General features: G+C 71.8%; 14 protein-coding genes. 9 read left to right on the top strand and 5 right to left on the bottom strand.

What is annotated here, in order from left to right; all coding sequences use genetic code 11:
• The first annotated feature begins 67 nt into the window (after nt 1-67).
• Nucleotides 68-709, top strand: coding sequence for a TetR/AcrR family transcriptional regulator (locus tag AB0G04_RS06940; RefSeq protein ID WP_360977691.1), 642 nt, complete (start codon nt 68-70; stop codon nt 707-709).
• Nucleotides 710-783: 74 nt separating this feature from the next.
• Entirely contained in the window at nt 784-1,005 is a 222-nt protein-coding gene (locus tag AB0G04_RS06935) for a hypothetical protein (protein WP_360977688.1), read from the top strand.
• Between the two features lie 106 nt (nt 1,006-1,111).
• On the opposite strand, the gene AB0G04_RS06930 is transcribed toward AB0G04_RS06935, so the two are convergent.
• Nucleotides 1,112-2,536 carry an FAD-dependent oxidoreductase gene (locus AB0G04_RS06930; protein ID WP_360977683.1) on the bottom strand — a complete coding sequence of 475 codons (1,425 nt, stop codon included), beginning with the start codon at nt 2,534-2,536 and terminating at the stop codon, nt 1,112-1,114.
• 154 nt (nt 2,537-2,690) lie between these two features.
• Here AB0G04_RS06930 and AB0G04_RS06925 point away from each other — a divergent pair, with 154 nt between their 5' ends.
• Nucleotides 2,691-3,371, top strand: a complete 681-nt coding sequence (locus AB0G04_RS06925) for a TetR/AcrR family transcriptional regulator C-terminal domain-containing protein (protein WP_360977680.1) — start codon at nt 2,691-2,693, stop codon at nt 3,369-3,371.
• 75 nt (nt 3,372-3,446) lie between these two features.
• Here the strand turns inward: AB0G04_RS06925 and AB0G04_RS06920 are convergent, their stop codons facing one another.
• The 3 genes from AB0G04_RS06920 to AB0G04_RS06910 all read right to left on the bottom strand — a co-directional run bounded on the left by AB0G04_RS06920 (nt 3,447) and on the right by AB0G04_RS06910 (nt 6,098).
• A complete protein-coding gene (locus tag AB0G04_RS06920) occupies nt 3,447-4,241 on the bottom strand; it encodes an SAM-dependent methyltransferase (protein ID WP_360977677.1) in 795 nt (264 codons plus the stop codon).
• An 81-nt stretch (nt 4,242-4,322) separates the two neighbouring features.
• Nucleotides 4,323-5,459 (bottom strand): acyl-CoA dehydrogenase family protein, encoded by a 1,137-nt coding sequence (locus tag AB0G04_RS06915; RefSeq protein WP_360977674.1) that lies wholly within the window; start codon nt 5,457-5,459, stop codon nt 4,323-4,325.
• Nucleotides 5,460-6,098 carry a TetR/AcrR family transcriptional regulator gene (locus AB0G04_RS06910; protein WP_360977671.1) on the bottom strand — a complete coding sequence of 213 codons (639 nt, stop codon included), beginning with the start codon at nt 6,096-6,098 and terminating at the stop codon, nt 5,460-5,462.
• 123 nt (nt 6,099-6,221) lie between these two features.
• Here AB0G04_RS06910 and AB0G04_RS06905 point away from each other — a divergent pair, with 123 nt between their 5' ends.
• From AB0G04_RS06905 to AB0G04_RS06885, 5 genes are all read left to right on the top strand, one after another.
• A complete protein-coding gene (locus AB0G04_RS06905; protein ID WP_360977668.1) occupies nt 6,222-9,305 on the top strand; it encodes a crotonase/enoyl-CoA hydratase family protein in 3,084 nt (1,027 codons plus the stop codon).
• On the top strand, nt 9,302-10,924 hold the full coding sequence (locus AB0G04_RS06900) for an acyl-CoA synthetase (RefSeq protein WP_360977665.1): 1,623 nt from the start codon (nt 9,302-9,304) through the stop codon (nt 10,922-10,924). Before AB0G04_RS06905 ends, AB0G04_RS06900 begins: the two co-directional genes overlap by 4 nt.
• Nucleotides 10,925-11,051: 127 nt before the next feature.
• Nucleotides 11,052-13,043, top strand: a complete 1,992-nt coding sequence (locus AB0G04_RS06895) for a histidine kinase (RefSeq protein WP_360977662.1) — start codon at nt 11,052-11,054, stop codon at nt 13,041-13,043.
• Nucleotides 13,043-13,720, top strand: a complete 678-nt coding sequence (locus AB0G04_RS06890; RefSeq protein ID WP_360977659.1) for a response regulator transcription factor — start codon at nt 13,043-13,045, stop codon at nt 13,718-13,720. The genes AB0G04_RS06895 and AB0G04_RS06890 overlap by 1 nt, the downstream gene beginning before the upstream one ends.
• A 6-nt stretch (nt 13,721-13,726) precedes the next feature.
• Nucleotides 13,727-14,494 (top strand): LamG-like jellyroll fold domain-containing protein, encoded by a 768-nt coding sequence (locus AB0G04_RS06885; protein WP_360977656.1) that lies wholly within the window; start codon nt 13,727-13,729, stop codon nt 14,492-14,494.
• A 175-nt stretch (nt 14,495-14,669) separates the two neighbouring features.
• On the opposite strand, the gene AB0G04_RS06880 is transcribed toward AB0G04_RS06885, so the two are convergent.
• Complete coding sequence (locus tag AB0G04_RS06880; protein ID WP_360977653.1) at nt 14,670-15,212, bottom strand: hypothetical protein; 543 nt, start codon at nt 15,210-15,212, stop codon at nt 14,670-14,672.
• A gap of 72 nt (nt 15,213-15,284) precedes the next feature.
• On the opposite strand from AB0G04_RS06880, the gene AB0G04_RS06875 reads away from it, so the two are divergent.
• A complete protein-coding gene (locus AB0G04_RS06875; protein ID WP_360977650.1) occupies nt 15,285-15,851 on the top strand; it encodes an HAD family acid phosphatase in 567 nt (188 codons plus the stop codon).
• The last annotated feature ends 73 nt before the right edge of the window (nt 15,852-15,924 follow it).

Genomic DNA, 15,924 nt, shown 5'->3' with positions numbered 1-15,924 from the left:
CCGTCGGAAGAAGCGTGCCGCAGTTGCAGAAAACCGCGAACGCTGTTCGCAGTTTACAGTAGTGCAGGTGAGTGACGCACCCCCGATCTGGTCAAGGCCCGAGCGCGGCAGCCGTGGACCCCAGCCCACCCACAGTCGCGACGAGATCGTGGCCGCTGCCGTCGAGCTCGCCGGCAGCGAGGGTCTGGCCGCCGTCTCGATGCGGGCCGTGGCGGCCGCCCTCGGCACCGGGGCGGGCACCCTCTACCGCTATCTGTCGTCCCGCGACGATCTGCTCGACCTGATGACCGACCGGGTGGTCGCCGAGTTGCGTCCCTATCCCGAACCGGGGCCGGATCCGATCGCCTCGCTGCTGGAACTCGCCGGGCGGCAGCTGGGCCTCTATCGGCGGCACCCATGGCTGATCGAGCTGCTCGGCCGCGCGACCGGCATCGGCCCGGAGGGTCTGGCCTTCTTCGACCACTGCCTGCGGGTCCTCACGCCGGTGCGCTGCGCGAGCGCCGCCAAGTTCGAGGCACTGGCACTGATGACCGGGGTGGTCACGTTGTTCGCCCGCAACGAGCGGTCCGGGCCGCCGCCCGCGTTCACCGGGCTCGACCTCACCCCGTACCCGCATCTGGTCGCCTCGTTCGCACAACCGGGAGCGCCCCGCGAGGATCTGTTCGAACGGACGCTGCGTGGTCTTCTCGACGCACTGCTCGAGGAGTAGGGGCGAGGAGACGATCGGCTCACCGGGGTGACTCGGTGCGGATGATCGCGGGCCGGGTCCCTAGGATCATCACCATGGGTTATCCAGCAGAGGGACCGATCACCGCGGTGCGCGTGGAGTGGACCGGGGCGCGGTACCGGATCCATCTGGTGCGCGGCAGTGGCGGCGGGATCAGCGTGGTGGACGGCGGTGCGCGGCCGGCCGAGGCGATGGCGGCACTGACCGCGCAGGGCGTGTCGGCCGAGGACGCGGAACACTGCGTGCGCGAGGTCGAGCCCAGCTTCCGGGCGGGGTGAACCGGCTCCCTGACGGGCAGGTGAACCGGCCTCCTGACGGGCAGGTGAACCGCCCTCCTGACGGGCAGGTGGACCGGCCTGCCGACGGGCCGGCCCACCTGACGGGTCAGGAGTCGAAGGAGAAACCGACGGCGTTCGCCGCCCTCAGGATGAAACCGTCCCGGCCGCCGTTGCGGTCGGCGCGGGCGATCGCGTTCCGGATCACCTGCACGGCCGGGTAGAGCACCGGCTCCGGCGGGATCGGCAGTGGTTTCCGCTTCGCCATCTTCACCCGGGTACGGACGGTGTCCCGGCCGTCGAGCAGGTCGAGCATCACGGTCGCGCCGTACCGGGTGGCGGCGACACCGAGGCCGGTGAAACCGCTGCTGTAGGCGACCTTGCCGCCCATCGCCCGCCCCTGGAACGCGGCCAGCTGGGTGCACATGTCGATCATGCCGCCCCAGGCGTGGCTGAACCGCACGTCACCGAGCTGCGGGAAGGTGCGCATGAAGTGGTCGGCGAGCCGGGCGAACGTCTCCGGGTTCTGGTCGTGCTCGGGCCGGATCGCGCCACCCTTGTGATAGACGACGTCGTAGCCGCCCCACAGGATCCGGTTGTCCGACGTCATCCGGTAGTAGTGGAACTGCCGCGACGTGTCCGAGATGCCGAACCGCTTCGTCCAGCCGATCGCGGCCACCTGCTCGTCGGTCAGCGGCTCGGTCATCAGCACGTAGTCGTAGACCGGCACGGTCAGCAGCCGGTTGCGCTTGAGCAGCGACGGGAAGCCGTTCGTGGCCAGCGCGACCTTGCCCGCGCGCACGCTGCCGGCCCAGGTCGCCGCGCGTACCGTGTTGCCCTGGTCCTTGATGTCGGTGACCGGGGTGTTCTCGTAGATCCGCACGCCGAGCCGCAGGCAGGCGGCCTTGAGGCCCCAGGCCAGCTTGGCCGGGTGCACCAGGGCGGCGCCCTCGTGCTGCATCAGCCCGGCTCGGTAGAGCGGCGACTTCACCAGCGCGCCCAGCGCCTCCCGGTCGTAGAACGTGGTGCTGCCGCTGACCGCGGCGCGCAGCTCGTCGACCTGGTGCGGCTCGGTCGCGACGGCGAGGACGCCCTCCTTCTGGAACTCGGCGTCGATGCCGTGCCGGGTCAGCGCGGCCTCGAAGCCGGCGAAGTTCTCCGCGGCCAGGGCGTCGAGGATGGGCAGCTCGTCGGCGAAGTGCCGGCGCCCGTTCTCGGTGCCGTGGGTGAGGCTGGCCTCGACGAAGCCGCCGTTGCGCCCGCTCGCGGCCCAGGCGATCTCGTTGCCCTCGACCAGCACGACGTCGAGCGCCGGGTTCGACTCCTTGGCGATCAGGGCCGTCCACAGCCCGCAGTAGCCGCCACCGATGACCAGCAGGTCGGCGTCGGTCGAGCCGTTCAGCGCCGGCTGGGGGGCCGGCCGACCCGGGTCCTCCAGCCAGAACGGGGTGCGGGCAGCGCCGGCCAGAGCCTTGCGGATGCGCTGCTCGTCGGTGCGGATGGCCAGATCATAAGCGGGGGGTGTGGCCGCCATGGTGAGTCCTTTCAACTCTCTCGAGGTCTCCGCGGGTGTCGGCCGGTGGAGATCTCGTGAACAGATGAAACCGCTCGCGGTACGCTTATGTCAATGCGTTGACATAAGAGGGGCCTAGGGTGGTGTGGTGCCTGGAGTGGAACGTGTGCGCAGCGTGGGCGCCCGACGCCGGAAAACCCGCACCGGGGTCGTGCTGACCGCGGACATGATCGTCGACACAGCTCTGCGCCTGATCGACGCGCCCGGCGGCGACAAACTGAGCGTGCGCCGCCTCGGTGCCGAGCTCGGGGCCGATCCGACCGCCGTCTACCGTTACTTCCGCGACATGGACGCGCTGCTGCTCGCGCTTGCCGACCGGCTCATCGGCGACGCGTTCGCCGAGTTCGTACCGCGCGAGCACTGGGCCGACTCACTGCGCGACCTGGCCGCGTCGCTGCGCCGGTCGATGCGGCTGCACCCGCGCCTCGCACATCTGCGGGCGATCCGGGTCACCGCCGGCCCGCACGAGATGCGGGTCGTCGACACCGGCATCGGCATCATGCTGAGCGCCGGATTCGCCCCCGCCGACGCGGTCCGCCACTACCGCGACTTCGTCGACACCGTGCTGGCGGTCGCCGCCGTCGACGCCGCCGAGCTGACCCCGGAGCAGGAGGCGGCCGAGCAGGAGGCGTGGTCCCGGGTCTACACCGCACTGCCCGCCGACGGTTACCCCAACGTGCACCTGGTGCGTGAGCACCTGCCGTCGATGTACAACTCGGCCTTCCCGGGGACCATCGACAAGCTGATCGACGCTCTCGTTCAGGCGGCTCCGACCCCCGGCAGGCCCTCCTCGTAGGCTCCTTTCAGTCGGCGCCGGGCCCTTCGCGGGTCGCTTTCAAATGCGGCGCGGGCCCCTTCGCGGGTCGCCTTCTCAGGCGGTGCCGACCCCCGCGTACGCGCCGAAACGTTCCGGGCGATCGACCGTCTCGCCCGCCCCGGGACGCCACAGCGGGATGTGCACGAGACCCGGCTCCACCAGCGGGAACCCGTCGAACCACGACGCGATCTCGGCATGCGACCGCAGGACGATCCCGGTGCCGGTGCGCGACGACAGCTTCTGCGCCTCGACCACCTCGGGCGGCTGCCCGTCCGCCGTCGCATGCGAGATCACCAGGTACGAGCCCGGCGAGGTGACGTCACGCAACGCGGCCACCAGACCGGCCGGATCGTCGTCGTCCGGAACGAAATGCAGAACCCCGGCGAGGAGTACGGCCACCGGCTGCCCGAAATCGATCAGGCCGGCGGCTTCCGCCACGATGGTGCCCGTGTCCCGTGCGTCGGCCAGCACCACGCCGGTACGCTCCACGCCGGCCAGGATCGCCCGGCTGTGCTCGACCGCCACCGGATCCACGTCGACGTAGACGACCACCGAGCCCGGGGCCTCCACCCGCGCGATCTCGTGCACATTCCCGGTCGCCGGGATGCCGGAGCCGATGTCGAGGAACTGCCGCACACCGGCCCCGGCCAGAAACCGCACCGCCCGCTGCAGGAATGCCCGGTTGGCCCGCATCGTCGCGCCGATGTCCGGGGTCATCGCCTCGATGTGGCCGGCCAGCTCGCGGTCCACCGGCAGATGGTGGGTGCCGCCCAGGAAGTAGTCGTACACCCGGGCGGCACTCGGACGGCTCGTGTCGATCCCGGCAGGCACCCAATCCGAATCAGTCATGCATGAAGATCTATCACCCCCAGCTGTACGCCACCGCTGCTTCAACGCTGCTGAGGCAGCGGTGCTGTACAGCTGGTTTTGTTACTGGTAGCCGAACATCTTTGCGGCCAGATCCGTCATGATCTCGGTGGCGCCGCCTCCGATCCCGAGAATCCGGGTGTCCCGGTAGTTGCGCTCGACCTCGGACTCGCGCATGTATCCCGTTCCGCCGTGCAACTGCACGGCCTCGTCGACCACGTACTTGCAGGCCTCGACCGCCGCGTTCTTGGCCAGGCACACCTCGCCGATCATCGGCTCACCGGCGGCGTGCCGTTCGCTCACCCACCGGGTGTACTGGCGGGCCAGGTCGATCCGCTGCTTCATCAGGACCAGCTTGTGCCGGACCACCTGGCGGCTGATCAGCGGGCGGCCGAAGGTCTCGCGGCCGCGCGCGTACTCCAGGGTGAGATCGAGGGAGCGCTGGGCCACCGAGTAGGCGTGCACCGCCGCGATGACCCGCTCCGCGACGAACGCCTGCCCGATCAGCGCGAACCCGAAGTTCTCCGGGCCGACCAGGTTGGCGGCCGGCACCCGGCAATCGGCGAACGACAGCTCCGCGGTGTCCGAGCAGAGCCATCCCATCTTGTCGAGCTTGCCGGAGACGGTGAAGCCGGGCGTGCCCTTCTCGATCACCAGCATGCTGATCCCGGACGCGCCGGGGCCGCCGGTGCGTACCGCGGTGGTGACGAAATCGGCCCGGATGCCGGAGGTGATGAACATCTTCGCGCCGTTCACCACGTACACGTCGCCGTCACGGACCGCCGTGGTGCGCAGCGATCCCACGTCCGAGCCGGCCTCCGGCTCGGTGATGCCCAGAGCGCCGATCTTCTCCCCGGCCAGGGTCGGCCGGACGAACCGGTTGATCAGGCTCTCGTCACCGGAGGCGACGATGTGCGGCAGCGCGATGCCGTGGGTGAAGAGCGCGGCGTGCGCCCCGGACGACCCGCCGGCCTCGAGGAACGCCTCGGTGGCCACGACCGTGTCGACGGTGTCACCGCCGTCGCCGCCGTGCTCCTCGGCGAACCCGATGCCGTAGAGGCCGGCCTTGGCCAGCTTGGCGTGCACCTCACGGGGGATCTCACCGGCCCGTTCCCAGTCGGCCAGGTGGGGGCGGATCTCACGGCCGACGAACTGCTTCATCGAGCCCGCGAGGGCGAGGCGTTCCGGGGTCTCGTACAACTAACTCTCCTTTGAGCGGGCACGTTCGACGAGAGTGGACGGGTCGCGGTGACCGAGCAGGATCGCTGCTGCCCGCTTCCAGCGGCGGATGAGCAGCTCGCGGCGGCCCAGGTCACCACTGACTATGCCGGTCATGGCGAGTCCGGCGAGGACCTCGTAGCTGAACTCCACCACGGTCGGCACGCGGGGATCGCCGGGCGAGCTCTCGCTCAGCAGCGTGCGTGCCCGGTCGTGCAGGACGGCGAAGATCTCCTTCTCCACCGGCAGCAGCGCCGTGCGTACCTCGGCGTCGGTGCGGGCCGCGTTCCACAGCTCGAGTGCGGCCCAGAACAGCGGTGAGGAGAAATGCCGCCAGATGATGTCGATCAGCGCGTCGAGACGATCCGTCTCCGCCGGGATCGCGGCGAGCTCGGCGATCAGAGCCTCGATCCGGCGGCCCGCGACGTAGTGCACCGCACCGACGAGCAGATCCGCCTTGGTCGGGAAGTGGTGCAGCAGGGTGCCGCGGGGCACGTCGGCACGGGCCAGGACCTCGGCGGTGGTGGTCTCCGCGTAGCCGCGCTCGACCAGGCACTGCACGGTGGCCTCCAGGATCCTGCCCCGGGTGGCCTCGCTGCGTTGCGCCTGTGTTCGTTTCACGCCATTTACCGTACGGCTTGACGGTTAGTTGCGTCCATGCGGCTGGTACTCAGTGATCGGCGGGCTATTGCCGTGACCCACGTCACCCCTTTACCGTCACGTCAGACTGTTAGGGGAGCGTCGATGGCCGCTGGGAAACTCACCCGTCTCCGGGCCGGGCTCGCCGTCGCGCGTGCGGCCGCCTCGACGGCGCTGAGCCGCCGCCCGCCCGAGCCGGCCGCGCCCCCCGAAGCCCTCGAACCACCGCGCCGTTTCGCCCACCCGTGCAGCGTCTCGGTCGGGGCCGAGGCTGGGGCGGAGCGGGTGTTCGCGGTGTTCAGCGACCCGGAGCGGATGCCGGACTGGGTTCTCCAGCACGCCGGCTGGATCGACGGAGCACCGGGGGAGTTCGCCGCGGGCGTGCGGTTCCGGCAACGGATCAGGTTGATGGGAGTGCCGAGCGAGGTTCGCTGGACGGTCGTCGGCGTGGTGCCGGAGCGGGCCGTCTGGTTCGAGGGCACCGCACCCATGGGTATCTCGGTCGGGTTCTACCTGTCGGTGACACCGGCCGGTGCCGGGTCTCCGGGCGGCGGCTCGACCGTCCGCTTCGACGGCGGTGTCGAGGGTGGCCCGGCCGACGGCCCGGTGGGCCCGATGGTCGCCCGGAACCTCGCCGACGCCATGCGCAAGAGCCTGGACGAGCTGGCCCGCATCGCGGCCGGCACGTCCTCCGGGCACACCACCGCGGAATCCACGCCCGCGTCCCGGGCCGCCGGGTCCTCCGGCCGCGCCGGGTCGCCGCCGCCCGCCGCTGGGTCCTCGTCCGCGGCCCGCACCGCTGTGGGGAACGGTCCGCGCCCGTCCGCTTCGCCGCCCGGTCCCCGGCCCGCGCCGATCCGGCACCATCGCACCGGGGCGGAGATCGACCCGTGGACACCGGTGATCGTCGGGGTGGGGCAGGTGTCCGACCGGTCCACCGAGCCGGTGGGCGGTGACCCGGTCTCGCTCGCCGTGCGGGCACTGCGGCTGGCCGCCGGGGACAGCGGCGCCGAAGCTCTGCTCACCAGGGCCGACCTGGTGGGGTACGTCGCGAGCGTCTCGTGGCAGTACCCGGACGGCGCCGCGCTGATCGCCGCCACGCTGGGAGCCGGCCCGGTCTCGACGGTGCAGACCACCATCTTCGGCGGCGACGGCTCGCTGCGGCTGCTCAACGACGTGGCCGCCACGATCGCTTCCGGTCACGCCTCGGTCGCGCTCCTCGGCGGCGCCGAAGCGGCTTCCACCGCGGCCGCCGCCGAACGGGCCGGGCGGACCCTGGACTGGCCGGTGCAGCCGGACGGCACCGAGCCCGGCCGGACCGTCGGGAGCGACGCCCCGGCCAACAACGACCCGGAGACCGCCGCCGGCCTGGTCGCCCCGATCTACCTCTACGCCCTGATCGAGTCGGCCGTCCGGCGCCGGCTCGGCCTCGATCCCGTCTCCCACCGCGAGCGGATCAGCCGTCTCTGGGCCGGCTTCTCGCGGGTCGCCGCCGGCAACCCGCACGCCTGGCAGCCGGCCCCGCACACGGCGGAGGAACTGGCCGCGCCGACCACCGCCAACCGTATGGTCTCCGCGCCCTATCCCAAGCTGCTCACCGCGAATCTGCAGGTCAACCAGGGCGCCGGAATCATCGTGTGCAGCGCGGCGGCGGCCACCGAAGCGGGCATCGATCAGGACCGCTGGGTGTTCGTGCACGCCGGGGCGCATGCCACCGACGAGTGGTACGTCACCGAGCGCGCCGACCTGGCCGCCTCACCCGCGATCAAGGCGATCGGTGACGCGGTCCTCTCGCACAGCGGCATCGAGATCGACGACGTCGAGCACATCGACCTGTACGCGTGCTTCCCGTCGGCGGTGCAGATCGCCGCCCTCGAGCTGGGTCTGCCGATCGATGATCCGGGACGGCCTCTGACCGTCACGGGCGGGTTGACCTTCGCGGGCGGGCCGGGCAACAACTACTCCAGTCACGCGATCGCCACCCTGGTTCCACTGTTGCGATCGAAGCCGGACAGCTACGGGCTGGCGACCGCTCTCGGCTGGTATCTCACCAAGCACGCCGCGACGGTGCTGTCGGCTCGCCCGCCGCGCCGGGAGTACCGCGACATCGACATCGACCCCCGCCTGCCGCGGCCTCCCGCGCGCCGGGCGATCGGCGCCTGGACCGGCCCCGCGGTGCTGGAGGCCTGCACCGTTCCCTACGGCCGCGACGGAGTGCCGGAGGCGACGATCGTCACCGCGATCACCCCGGACGGGGATCGCGTCGTCCTGCGCATCCCCGATGCCCCGGACGTGCCGGACCTGGTGGGCCGCTGGATCGACCTCGACGGTTCCACCCTCGTCGCGGCCGGCGACCCGGAACGCGGTGCCCCCGCCGAGGCGCCGGAACGCGGCGGGACGGCGGCCCGACTGCCGCCGCCTCCGGCCCCGCCCCTGCTCGTCGAGTGGCACGGCCCGGTGACGGTCCTCCGGCTCAACCGGCCCGAGGTCCGCAACGCCATCGACCTGGCCACCGCCCGCGCCCTGGAGAAGGCGATCGACGCCTTCGAGGCCGACCCGCTCGCCCGGGTGGCCGTCCTCACCGGCTCGGGCCCCGTGTTCTGTGCCGGCATGGACCTCAAGGCCGCCGCCCGCGGCGAGTACCCGATCACCGAGGGCCGCGGACTGCTCGGCATCACCGCCCGGCCGCCCGCCAAACCGCTGATCGCCGCCGTCGAGGGGGCGGCCCTGGCCGGCGGCTGCGAACTCGCGCTCGCCGCCGATCTGATCGTCGCCGCGGAGGACGCCGTCCTCGGCATCCCCGAGGTGAAACGCGGCCTGGTCGCCGCGGCCGGCGGGGTACTCCGGCTCGCACAGAGCCTGCCCCGCAGCACCGCCCTGGAACTGGCCCTGACCGGTGAGCCGATGCCTGCGGGCCGGCTGCACCAGCTGGGCCTGATCAACCGCGTCACGTCACCGGGCAAGGCGTTCGACACCGCGCTGGAACTCGCCCGTGACATCGCCGCGAACGCGCCCCTGGCCGTACTGCTCTCGAAACGCATCGTCGACGAACACCGCGACTGGGGCGCCGCGGTTGCCTTCGACCGTCTCTCCGACATCGCCGGCGAGGTGATCGGCTCGGCGGACGCCCAGGAGGGCATCCGCGCCTACGCCGAGAACCGAGCTCCCTCCTGGAAGGGTCGATCGTGAGCGCTCTCGAACAACTCCACGCCGTGGTGCGGATGCATCAGATAGGCATCGTCAACCTGCTGCGCCCGGACCGCCTGATCAAGGCCGCCGGCAACAACGCCAAGATCGGCCCGCAGGCGGCCCTCACCGAGAAGGCCGCCCTCGAGCACCCCGACCTGCCGGCCCTCACCGACGAGCGGGGCACGTGGACGTACCGCGAATTCTTCGAACGCTCCAACGCGCTTGCCCATGCCCTGCGCAAGGTGTCGCTGCCGCCGAAGGCGGTGATCGGGGTCCTCGCCCGTGACCACCGCGGCCTGGCCCTCGCCATCACCGGCACCGCCCGCGCCGGACTGCGGCTGGCCATGCTCAACACCGGTCTCGCCGCCTCCCAGCTCCTCGAGGTGATCAGACGGGAGAACGTCAGATTTCTGATGTACGACAGCGAGTTCGCCGACGCCGTCGACGGGCTCCCGGACGACGTTCCGCGCTATCTGAGCTGGGCCGACGACGATTACGAGCGCGCCGACGGGGTGCTCACCGTGGAGGAGCTGACCGCCGCCGAGCCGACCACCGTGCCGCTGCCGCTGCCGGAGAAGCCCGGCGGCTTCATCATCCTGACCAGCGGGACCACCGGATTGCCCAAGGGCGCGCCCCGGACCAAGGTGTCGCCGCTGGCCAGCGCGATGATCGCGGACCGGATCGACTTCCCCCGGCAGGGCACCGCGGTCATCGCGTCCCCGTTGTTCCACGCCACCGGCTTCGGCGCGTGGACCGTGGGACTGTCCCTGGCCAACCATGCCGTGCTGTTGCGCCGCATCGACGCCGAGGCGGTCCTGGCCGCGATCGCGGAGCACCGCGCGCACATGCTGGTCGCCGTCCCGACGATGCTCAACCGGATCCTGGCCCTGGGCCCGGACGTCATCGCGAAGTACGACACCTCGTCGCTCAAGACCGTCTTCCTGGCCGGCTCGGCCCTGCCGCCCGACCTGTGTGTCCGCTTCCAGGACGTCTTCGGTGACGTGCTCTACAACGTGTACGGGTCCACCGAGGTCGCCGTGGCTTCCGTGGCGCAGCCTCATGAACTGCGCAAGTCCCCGGGCACGGTCGGAAGGCCGCCGGTCACCGTGCACGTCGCGCTCTACGACGCCGACGACCGGCCGGTCACCGAGGTCGGGGCGAAGGGCCGGGTCTTCGTACGGACCGGCATCCCGTTCGAGGGATACACCGACGGCCAGCAGAAGCAGGTCATCGACGGCCACATGGCCACCGGCGACCAGGGCCATTTCGACGCCGACGGGCTGCTCTACATCGACGGCCGCGAGGACGACATGATCATCTCGGGTGCGGAGAACGTCTACCCGCTCGAGGTCGAGAACCTGCTCGCCGCCCGGGAGGACGTGATGGACGCCGCTGTCATCGGTGTCGACGACCCGGACTTCGGCAGCCGGCTGCGCGCTTTCATCGTGCCTGTCGAGGGGGCCGCCCGCGATCCGCAGGAGATCCGCGACTACGTCCGCGCCAATCTGGCCCGCTACAAGGTGCCCCGCGACGTGGTCTTCATCGACGAGCTGCCGCGTAACCCGACCGGCAAGGTGATCCGCCGCCAGCTTCCCACCGGTCCCCTCGACGACGTCTGACCACCATGAGGGTGCGGCCTGCCGGGTCGGGCCGCACCACGCGACGGCCTTCGTGCCGGGGATGTGACCCGGCGCGGAACCCGTACCGCCGGTCGATGGGTGGCGGGGCTCGATAGAGTTCTGGACCATGGCCAGGTGGACGCTTCCCGGGCTGCTCGTCGCCGGTCAGCTGTTTTACTGGCCGGGGTGGTTGCTGCTCGACGGCGAACCCGTGGCGATCGGCCGCGCGATCGGTGTGACCGTTCTCTGCCTGTGCATCGGGGCGGCGCTGGGCCTGCGGCGGGAGCGGCCGGTCCCGGTGCTCGCGGCCGTGTTCGCGGGCTACTGCCTCGCCCTGCTGATCGCGCCGGCTGAACCGCAGTACGGAGATCCCTACGACGCTCTGCTGATCATCGGGATCGCCGAGGTCATCGCCCTGTTCAGTGTGGCCGTGCACACCACGCTGCGCGTGACGCTGTGGACCTTCGCCGCCGCGGCGGTCCTCGACGGTGCGGTGACGGCAGCCGAGGCGGTCGCGTCGGCGGAGCGGACGAGCGGGGCCGAGGTGGCCGCCTACCTTGTGCTGTCGCTGGCCGGGAACGGTCTCGTCGTCGCGCTCGGGCGGCGGCGGGCCCGGTGGAACAGCGAACGGGCCGAGGCGGCACGCCGGCTCGACACGGCCCGCAAGGCCGGGCTGGAGGCCGCCGACACCGAGCGGCGCCGTCTCGCCCGGGAGTTGCACGACGTCACGGCACACCACCTGACCTCGATCGTGGTGAACTCGTCGGCCGCCGAGATGCTCGGTGAGCAGCGGCCCGAGCTGCGTGCCGAGGCGCTGGACTTCGCGGCCCGCACGGGGCGGGAGACCCTGGCGGCGCTGCGCCAGCTGGTCGCGATCATGCCGTTCGCGGGGCTGCAGGACGACACGCCGTCACTCGCCGACCTGGCCGGTGGGTTCCGCGAACTCGGCCAGCGGATCACCCTCGAACTGCCCGGCGGCGACCCGTCCCCGGATCGCGCCGAGGCGGTGTACGGCATCGTCCGGGAGGCGCTCACCAACACCCTGCGGTACGCGCCGGGCAGCGAGGTACTGGTCCGGTACACCGACGCGGAGCTGCTCGTCGAGGATCGCGGCGGCACCGGGACGACCGCGGGGCTCGGCGGTGGCCGGGGCATCGCCGGGATGTGCGAGCGGGCCCAGTCGATCGGCGGCACCTGCGAGGCCGGGCCGGTGGCCGGTGGCGGCTGGCGGGTGCGGGCGGTGTTCCCCGAGGTGGTGGGTGCGGGAGCGGCGTACCCGGCGCCGGGCGACCGGACGGCCCTCGACGCCGCGGCCGTGGCGCTGGCGCTGCTGGCGCCGGTCCTCGGGGTCGTGATCGCCGTCGAGGAGGGCATGACCAGGTCCGAGACCGTGCTCGTGCTGCTGGCCACCCTGGTGCACGCCGCGCCGATGCTGTGGCGCCGGCGGGCGGCCTGGTGGGTGCTCGCCGCCGTGGCACTGACCGGAGGGCTGGGACCGCTGCTGACCCTCACCGGACAGGTGCCGTCCGGCCTGTTCTACGTGTTCCTGTTCGGTGGTGTCGTGGATCTCGCGGCGGTGCACGCGGTCGCGTCGTGGGGTGCCCGGCCCCGGCTCACCGCACTCGCTGTGCCGGGTGCCGCCGTGCCGGCGGCGTTCTGGCTCGCCCTCACCTTCGCGTTCGTGGCTCCCGACGAGGAGTCCGACGTCGTGGTGAACGTGCTGTTCGCGGGCCTCATGATGATCGCCTGCACGCTCGTGCTGTCGGTGGTCATGCTCGGCCCGTGGGGCGTGGGGCATGCGGCCCGCCGCCGCCGGGACCGGCGCCGCTCCCTGGAGGAGGGCGGTGTCGCCCAGGAACTGGAGCAGGCCGCGTTCCGGGCCCTGCTGGAACGGCGCCGGATCGCGGTCGGACTGCAGGAGGCCGTGCTCCGGCACGCCGCCGCCGTGCCCGGTGCCGCCGAGCGCGGCGACCTCCCCGGAGTCCTGGGCGCCGCCCGGGAGGCTCTGACCGCGATGCGATCCTTGCTGGACGGCCTCGGTACCCGCACGGCCGCCGGGCCGCAGACCACCCGGGCGGAAGCCGCCGGACAGGAGGTGTCGTCATCACGATCCGAGTGATGGTCGTCGACGATCAGGTGATGGTCCGGGCCGGGCTGGCCGCCATCGTCGGCTCCCAGCCGGACATGGAGGTGGTCGGCGAGGCCGGGGACGGCGCCGCGGCCGTCACCCTCGCCGGGACGGTGTCGCCGGACGTGGTCCTGATGGACGTCCGGATGCCCGGCGTCGACGGGCTGACCGCGACCGCCCGCCTCACCGCTGGGCCCAACCCGCCCCGGGTGCTCGTGCTCACCACGTTCCACCAGGACGAATACGTCTTCCAGGCGCTCCGGGCCGGCGCGTCCGGCTTCCTGCTCAAGGACGCCGAGCCGACCGATCTGGTGGCCGCGGTCCGTACCGTCGCGGCCGGTGAGGCGATGCTCAGCCCGGTGGTGACCCGCCGCCTGATCGACGCCTTCGCCGCCGGCACCCTGGCGGCGCCGCCCGCACCGGACCCGCGGATAGCGGCGCTCACCCCGCGCGAACGCGACGTGCTGACCGCCATCGCCCAGGGCCTGTCGAACGCCGAGATCGGCGCGCTGCTCGGCATCACCACCGGCACGGTGAAAGTGCACGTCAACGCACTGCTCGGCAAGATCGGGGTACGGGACCGGGTGCAGGCCACCATCGTGGCGTACGACACCGGGCTGGTCAGTCCGGGGTCCGGCCGCCACCCCGGCGGCGACCTGCGCGTTTGACCGCATGTGAGGTTCTGGCGCCGCGTCGCGACGATCGCCCTGGCGGTGACACTGCCGGCTGCCGCCGTCGCGGTGGCCGCGACCACCCGCGAATCCGGCGGCCCCGCTCCGGCCGTCTGGGTCACCCCGAGCCCACCGCCGCTGACGGTGACGGTCGCCCGGTACGGCTTCGATGGTCCCCGGCCGTGGGCCGACGTCTCCCGGTCCGGGCACGACCTCACGCCGTTCACCGGCAACCAGGCCCGGCCCCGCCGGATACCGCACGGTGCCGGCCGGGCGGTGCAGTTCCCGCCGCCGTGCACCCGGGAGCCGTGCCCGCGGATGGTACTGCGGGTGCTGAGCCGGGACAGCCTCAACCCGGGCGCGGAGCCGTTCAGTTTCGGGGCGTCGGTGCGATTGCCGCCGGAGCACACCACGGACGGGCAGAACGTCCTGCAGAAGGGGTACGCCGCCGAGGGCAGCCAGTACAAGCTGCAGATCGACGGCCGGGGCGGGCACCCCAGCTGTGTGCTGGTGGGGGAGGGGTCACGGGCGATCCACGTGGCCGTCGCCGACGTCGGGGTGGCCGACGGCGCCTGGCACCGGATCGCCTGCCGGCGGGGCCCGGCGGAGCTGTCGATCATGATCGACGGCGGATACCGTGGCGCCACCCCGATCCCGCCGGAGTTGCGCATCGACAACCCGATGTCGCTCAACATCGGCGGCAAGAGCGCCCACAGCCACAACGACCAGTTCCACGGCGCCGTCGACGACGTGTGGATCACCCGGCCGTGACGTCAGTGCGGCTTGAGCAACGCGTCGATCAGGTCGCGGCGCGGCCGTCACCGGCCCGTCCCCGAGATCTGTCACAACCGTCCCTCCGCCGTGTTGTGCCAGCTTGTCCGGCACGTCGCTGCGACGTAAACGGCTGTTTACGGCACCGCGCGATCCTTCTCCCGGTGCGAGGTGCTCAGGCGAAGTCGCGGTGCTTCAGCTTCGCCCGGCGGCCGTCCGGGTGGTGCCAGACGATGCCCTCCGACCACGGGCGCGAGAGCAGGTACGCGCGCAGGGCCTCCAGCTCGCGCGGGGCGTCCAGGCGCTCGGCGTCGGCGTGGGCGATCAGCGCGTGTCCGCGTACGCCCTCGGGATTGCCGTTGATCTTCTCTCCGATGAGCTCGTAGGTGCCCGGCGCACGCTCGACCGGCGCGGCCGTGATCGCCTCGGCGTGGTACCGGGCGTAGGCCGACTGCCGGATCGGCTCCCAGCCCATGGTCTTGCCGGTGTTCTCGTCCGTGACCACCGGCCGGTAGTGCGGCGGGCGCGGCCGGCCGGGCCGGACCTCCCGGCGAGCCCACCATGTGCCGTCGGTGTCGAGGAGCACGCAGGTGCCGTCGTACTTGCGGGTGGCGATCCCCTCACCGTCGAGCACCCACCGGCACTCCGGATTCGCCACGGGCAGCACCCGCTTGCGGTCCTCGGGATCGCGCTGGAAGAGCGTGGGGATCTTCTGCATGAACGTCATCTTCGCACCACGACAAAACGGATTTCAGCCTCCGTTCATCTATGGTCATCGATAATGTGGCGCATGCGAACCCTCTCCCTCCGCGTACTGGTGACCACCGTCGCCGCCGCGCTGCTCACCGGTGTCGCCGCCACCCCCGCGCATGCCGCCGCGCTGCCGCCCTACGACACCTGGATCGCCGACGTCGAAGCCGTCACCGACCAGGCCGCCGCATACCTCGACGCCAGGCTCCCCGCCTCGGGCGTCCGCGCGGCCGTCGTGCTCGACATCGACAACACCGCACTGCAGAGCAGATACCGGCCGTACGACGCGACGCCGTCCGTCCTCGCGCTCGCCCGCCAGGCCCGCGCCGACGGGGCCGCCGTCTTCTTCGTCACCGCCCGCCCGGAGATCATCGAAGCGGCCACCGAGATCAACCTGCGCGTCGTCGGATACCGGTGGACCGACATCTACACCCGGCCCACCTTCGACTTCTCCGACAACCAGACCCTCAAGACCAAGGCTCGCACCGACATCGAACGCCGCGGTTACACGATCGTCGCCAACGTCGGCAACAGTGCCACCGACCTCGGCGGCGGCCACGCCGAGCGCACCTTCAAACTGCCCGACTACGGCGGCCAGCTGGACTGACCCCCCTCAAGGTCCGGGCCCGGCGGAGGTCCCCCGCCGGGCCCGGACCGCCCTGTCACATCTCCCCGTTATG

This window comes from Actinoplanes sp. NPDC023801, assembly GCF_040639655.1.
Classification (GTDB): domain Bacteria; phylum Actinomycetota; class Actinomycetes; order Mycobacteriales; family Micromonosporaceae; genus Actinoplanes.
This window is presented reverse-complemented; position numbering and strand designations above follow the sequence as displayed.

Bases quoted from the DNA above. Each gene is read 5' to 3' on its own strand.
- AB0G04_RS06895 (WP_360977662.1), top strand. From the start codon at position 11,052: ATGGCCAGGTGGACGCTTCCCGGGCTGCTCGTCGCCGGTCAGCTGTTT.
- AB0G04_RS06890 (WP_360977659.1), top strand. From the start codon at position 13,043: ATGGTCGTCGACGATCAGGTGATGGTCCGGGCCGGGCTGGCCGCCATC.
- AB0G04_RS06935 (WP_360977688.1), top strand. From the start codon at position 784: ATGGGTTATCCAGCAGAGGGACCGATCACCGCGGTGCGCGTGGAGTGG.
- AB0G04_RS06930 (WP_360977683.1), bottom strand. From the start codon at position 2,536: ATGGCGGCCACACCCCCCGCTTATGATCTGGCCATCCGCACCGACGAG.
- AB0G04_RS06875 (WP_360977650.1), top strand. From the start codon at position 15,285: ATGCGAACCCTCTCCCTCCGCGTACTGGTGACCACCGTCGCCGCCGCG.
- AB0G04_RS06880 (WP_360977653.1), bottom strand. From the start codon at position 15,212: ATGCAGAAGATCCCCACGCTCTTCCAGCGCGATCCCGAGGACCGCAAG.
- AB0G04_RS06905 (WP_360977668.1), top strand. From the start codon at position 6,222: ATGGCCGCTGGGAAACTCACCCGTCTCCGGGCCGGGCTCGCCGTCGCG.
- AB0G04_RS06920 (WP_360977677.1), bottom strand. From the start codon at position 4,241: ATGACTGATTCGGATTGGGTGCCTGCCGGGATCGACACGAGCCGTCCG.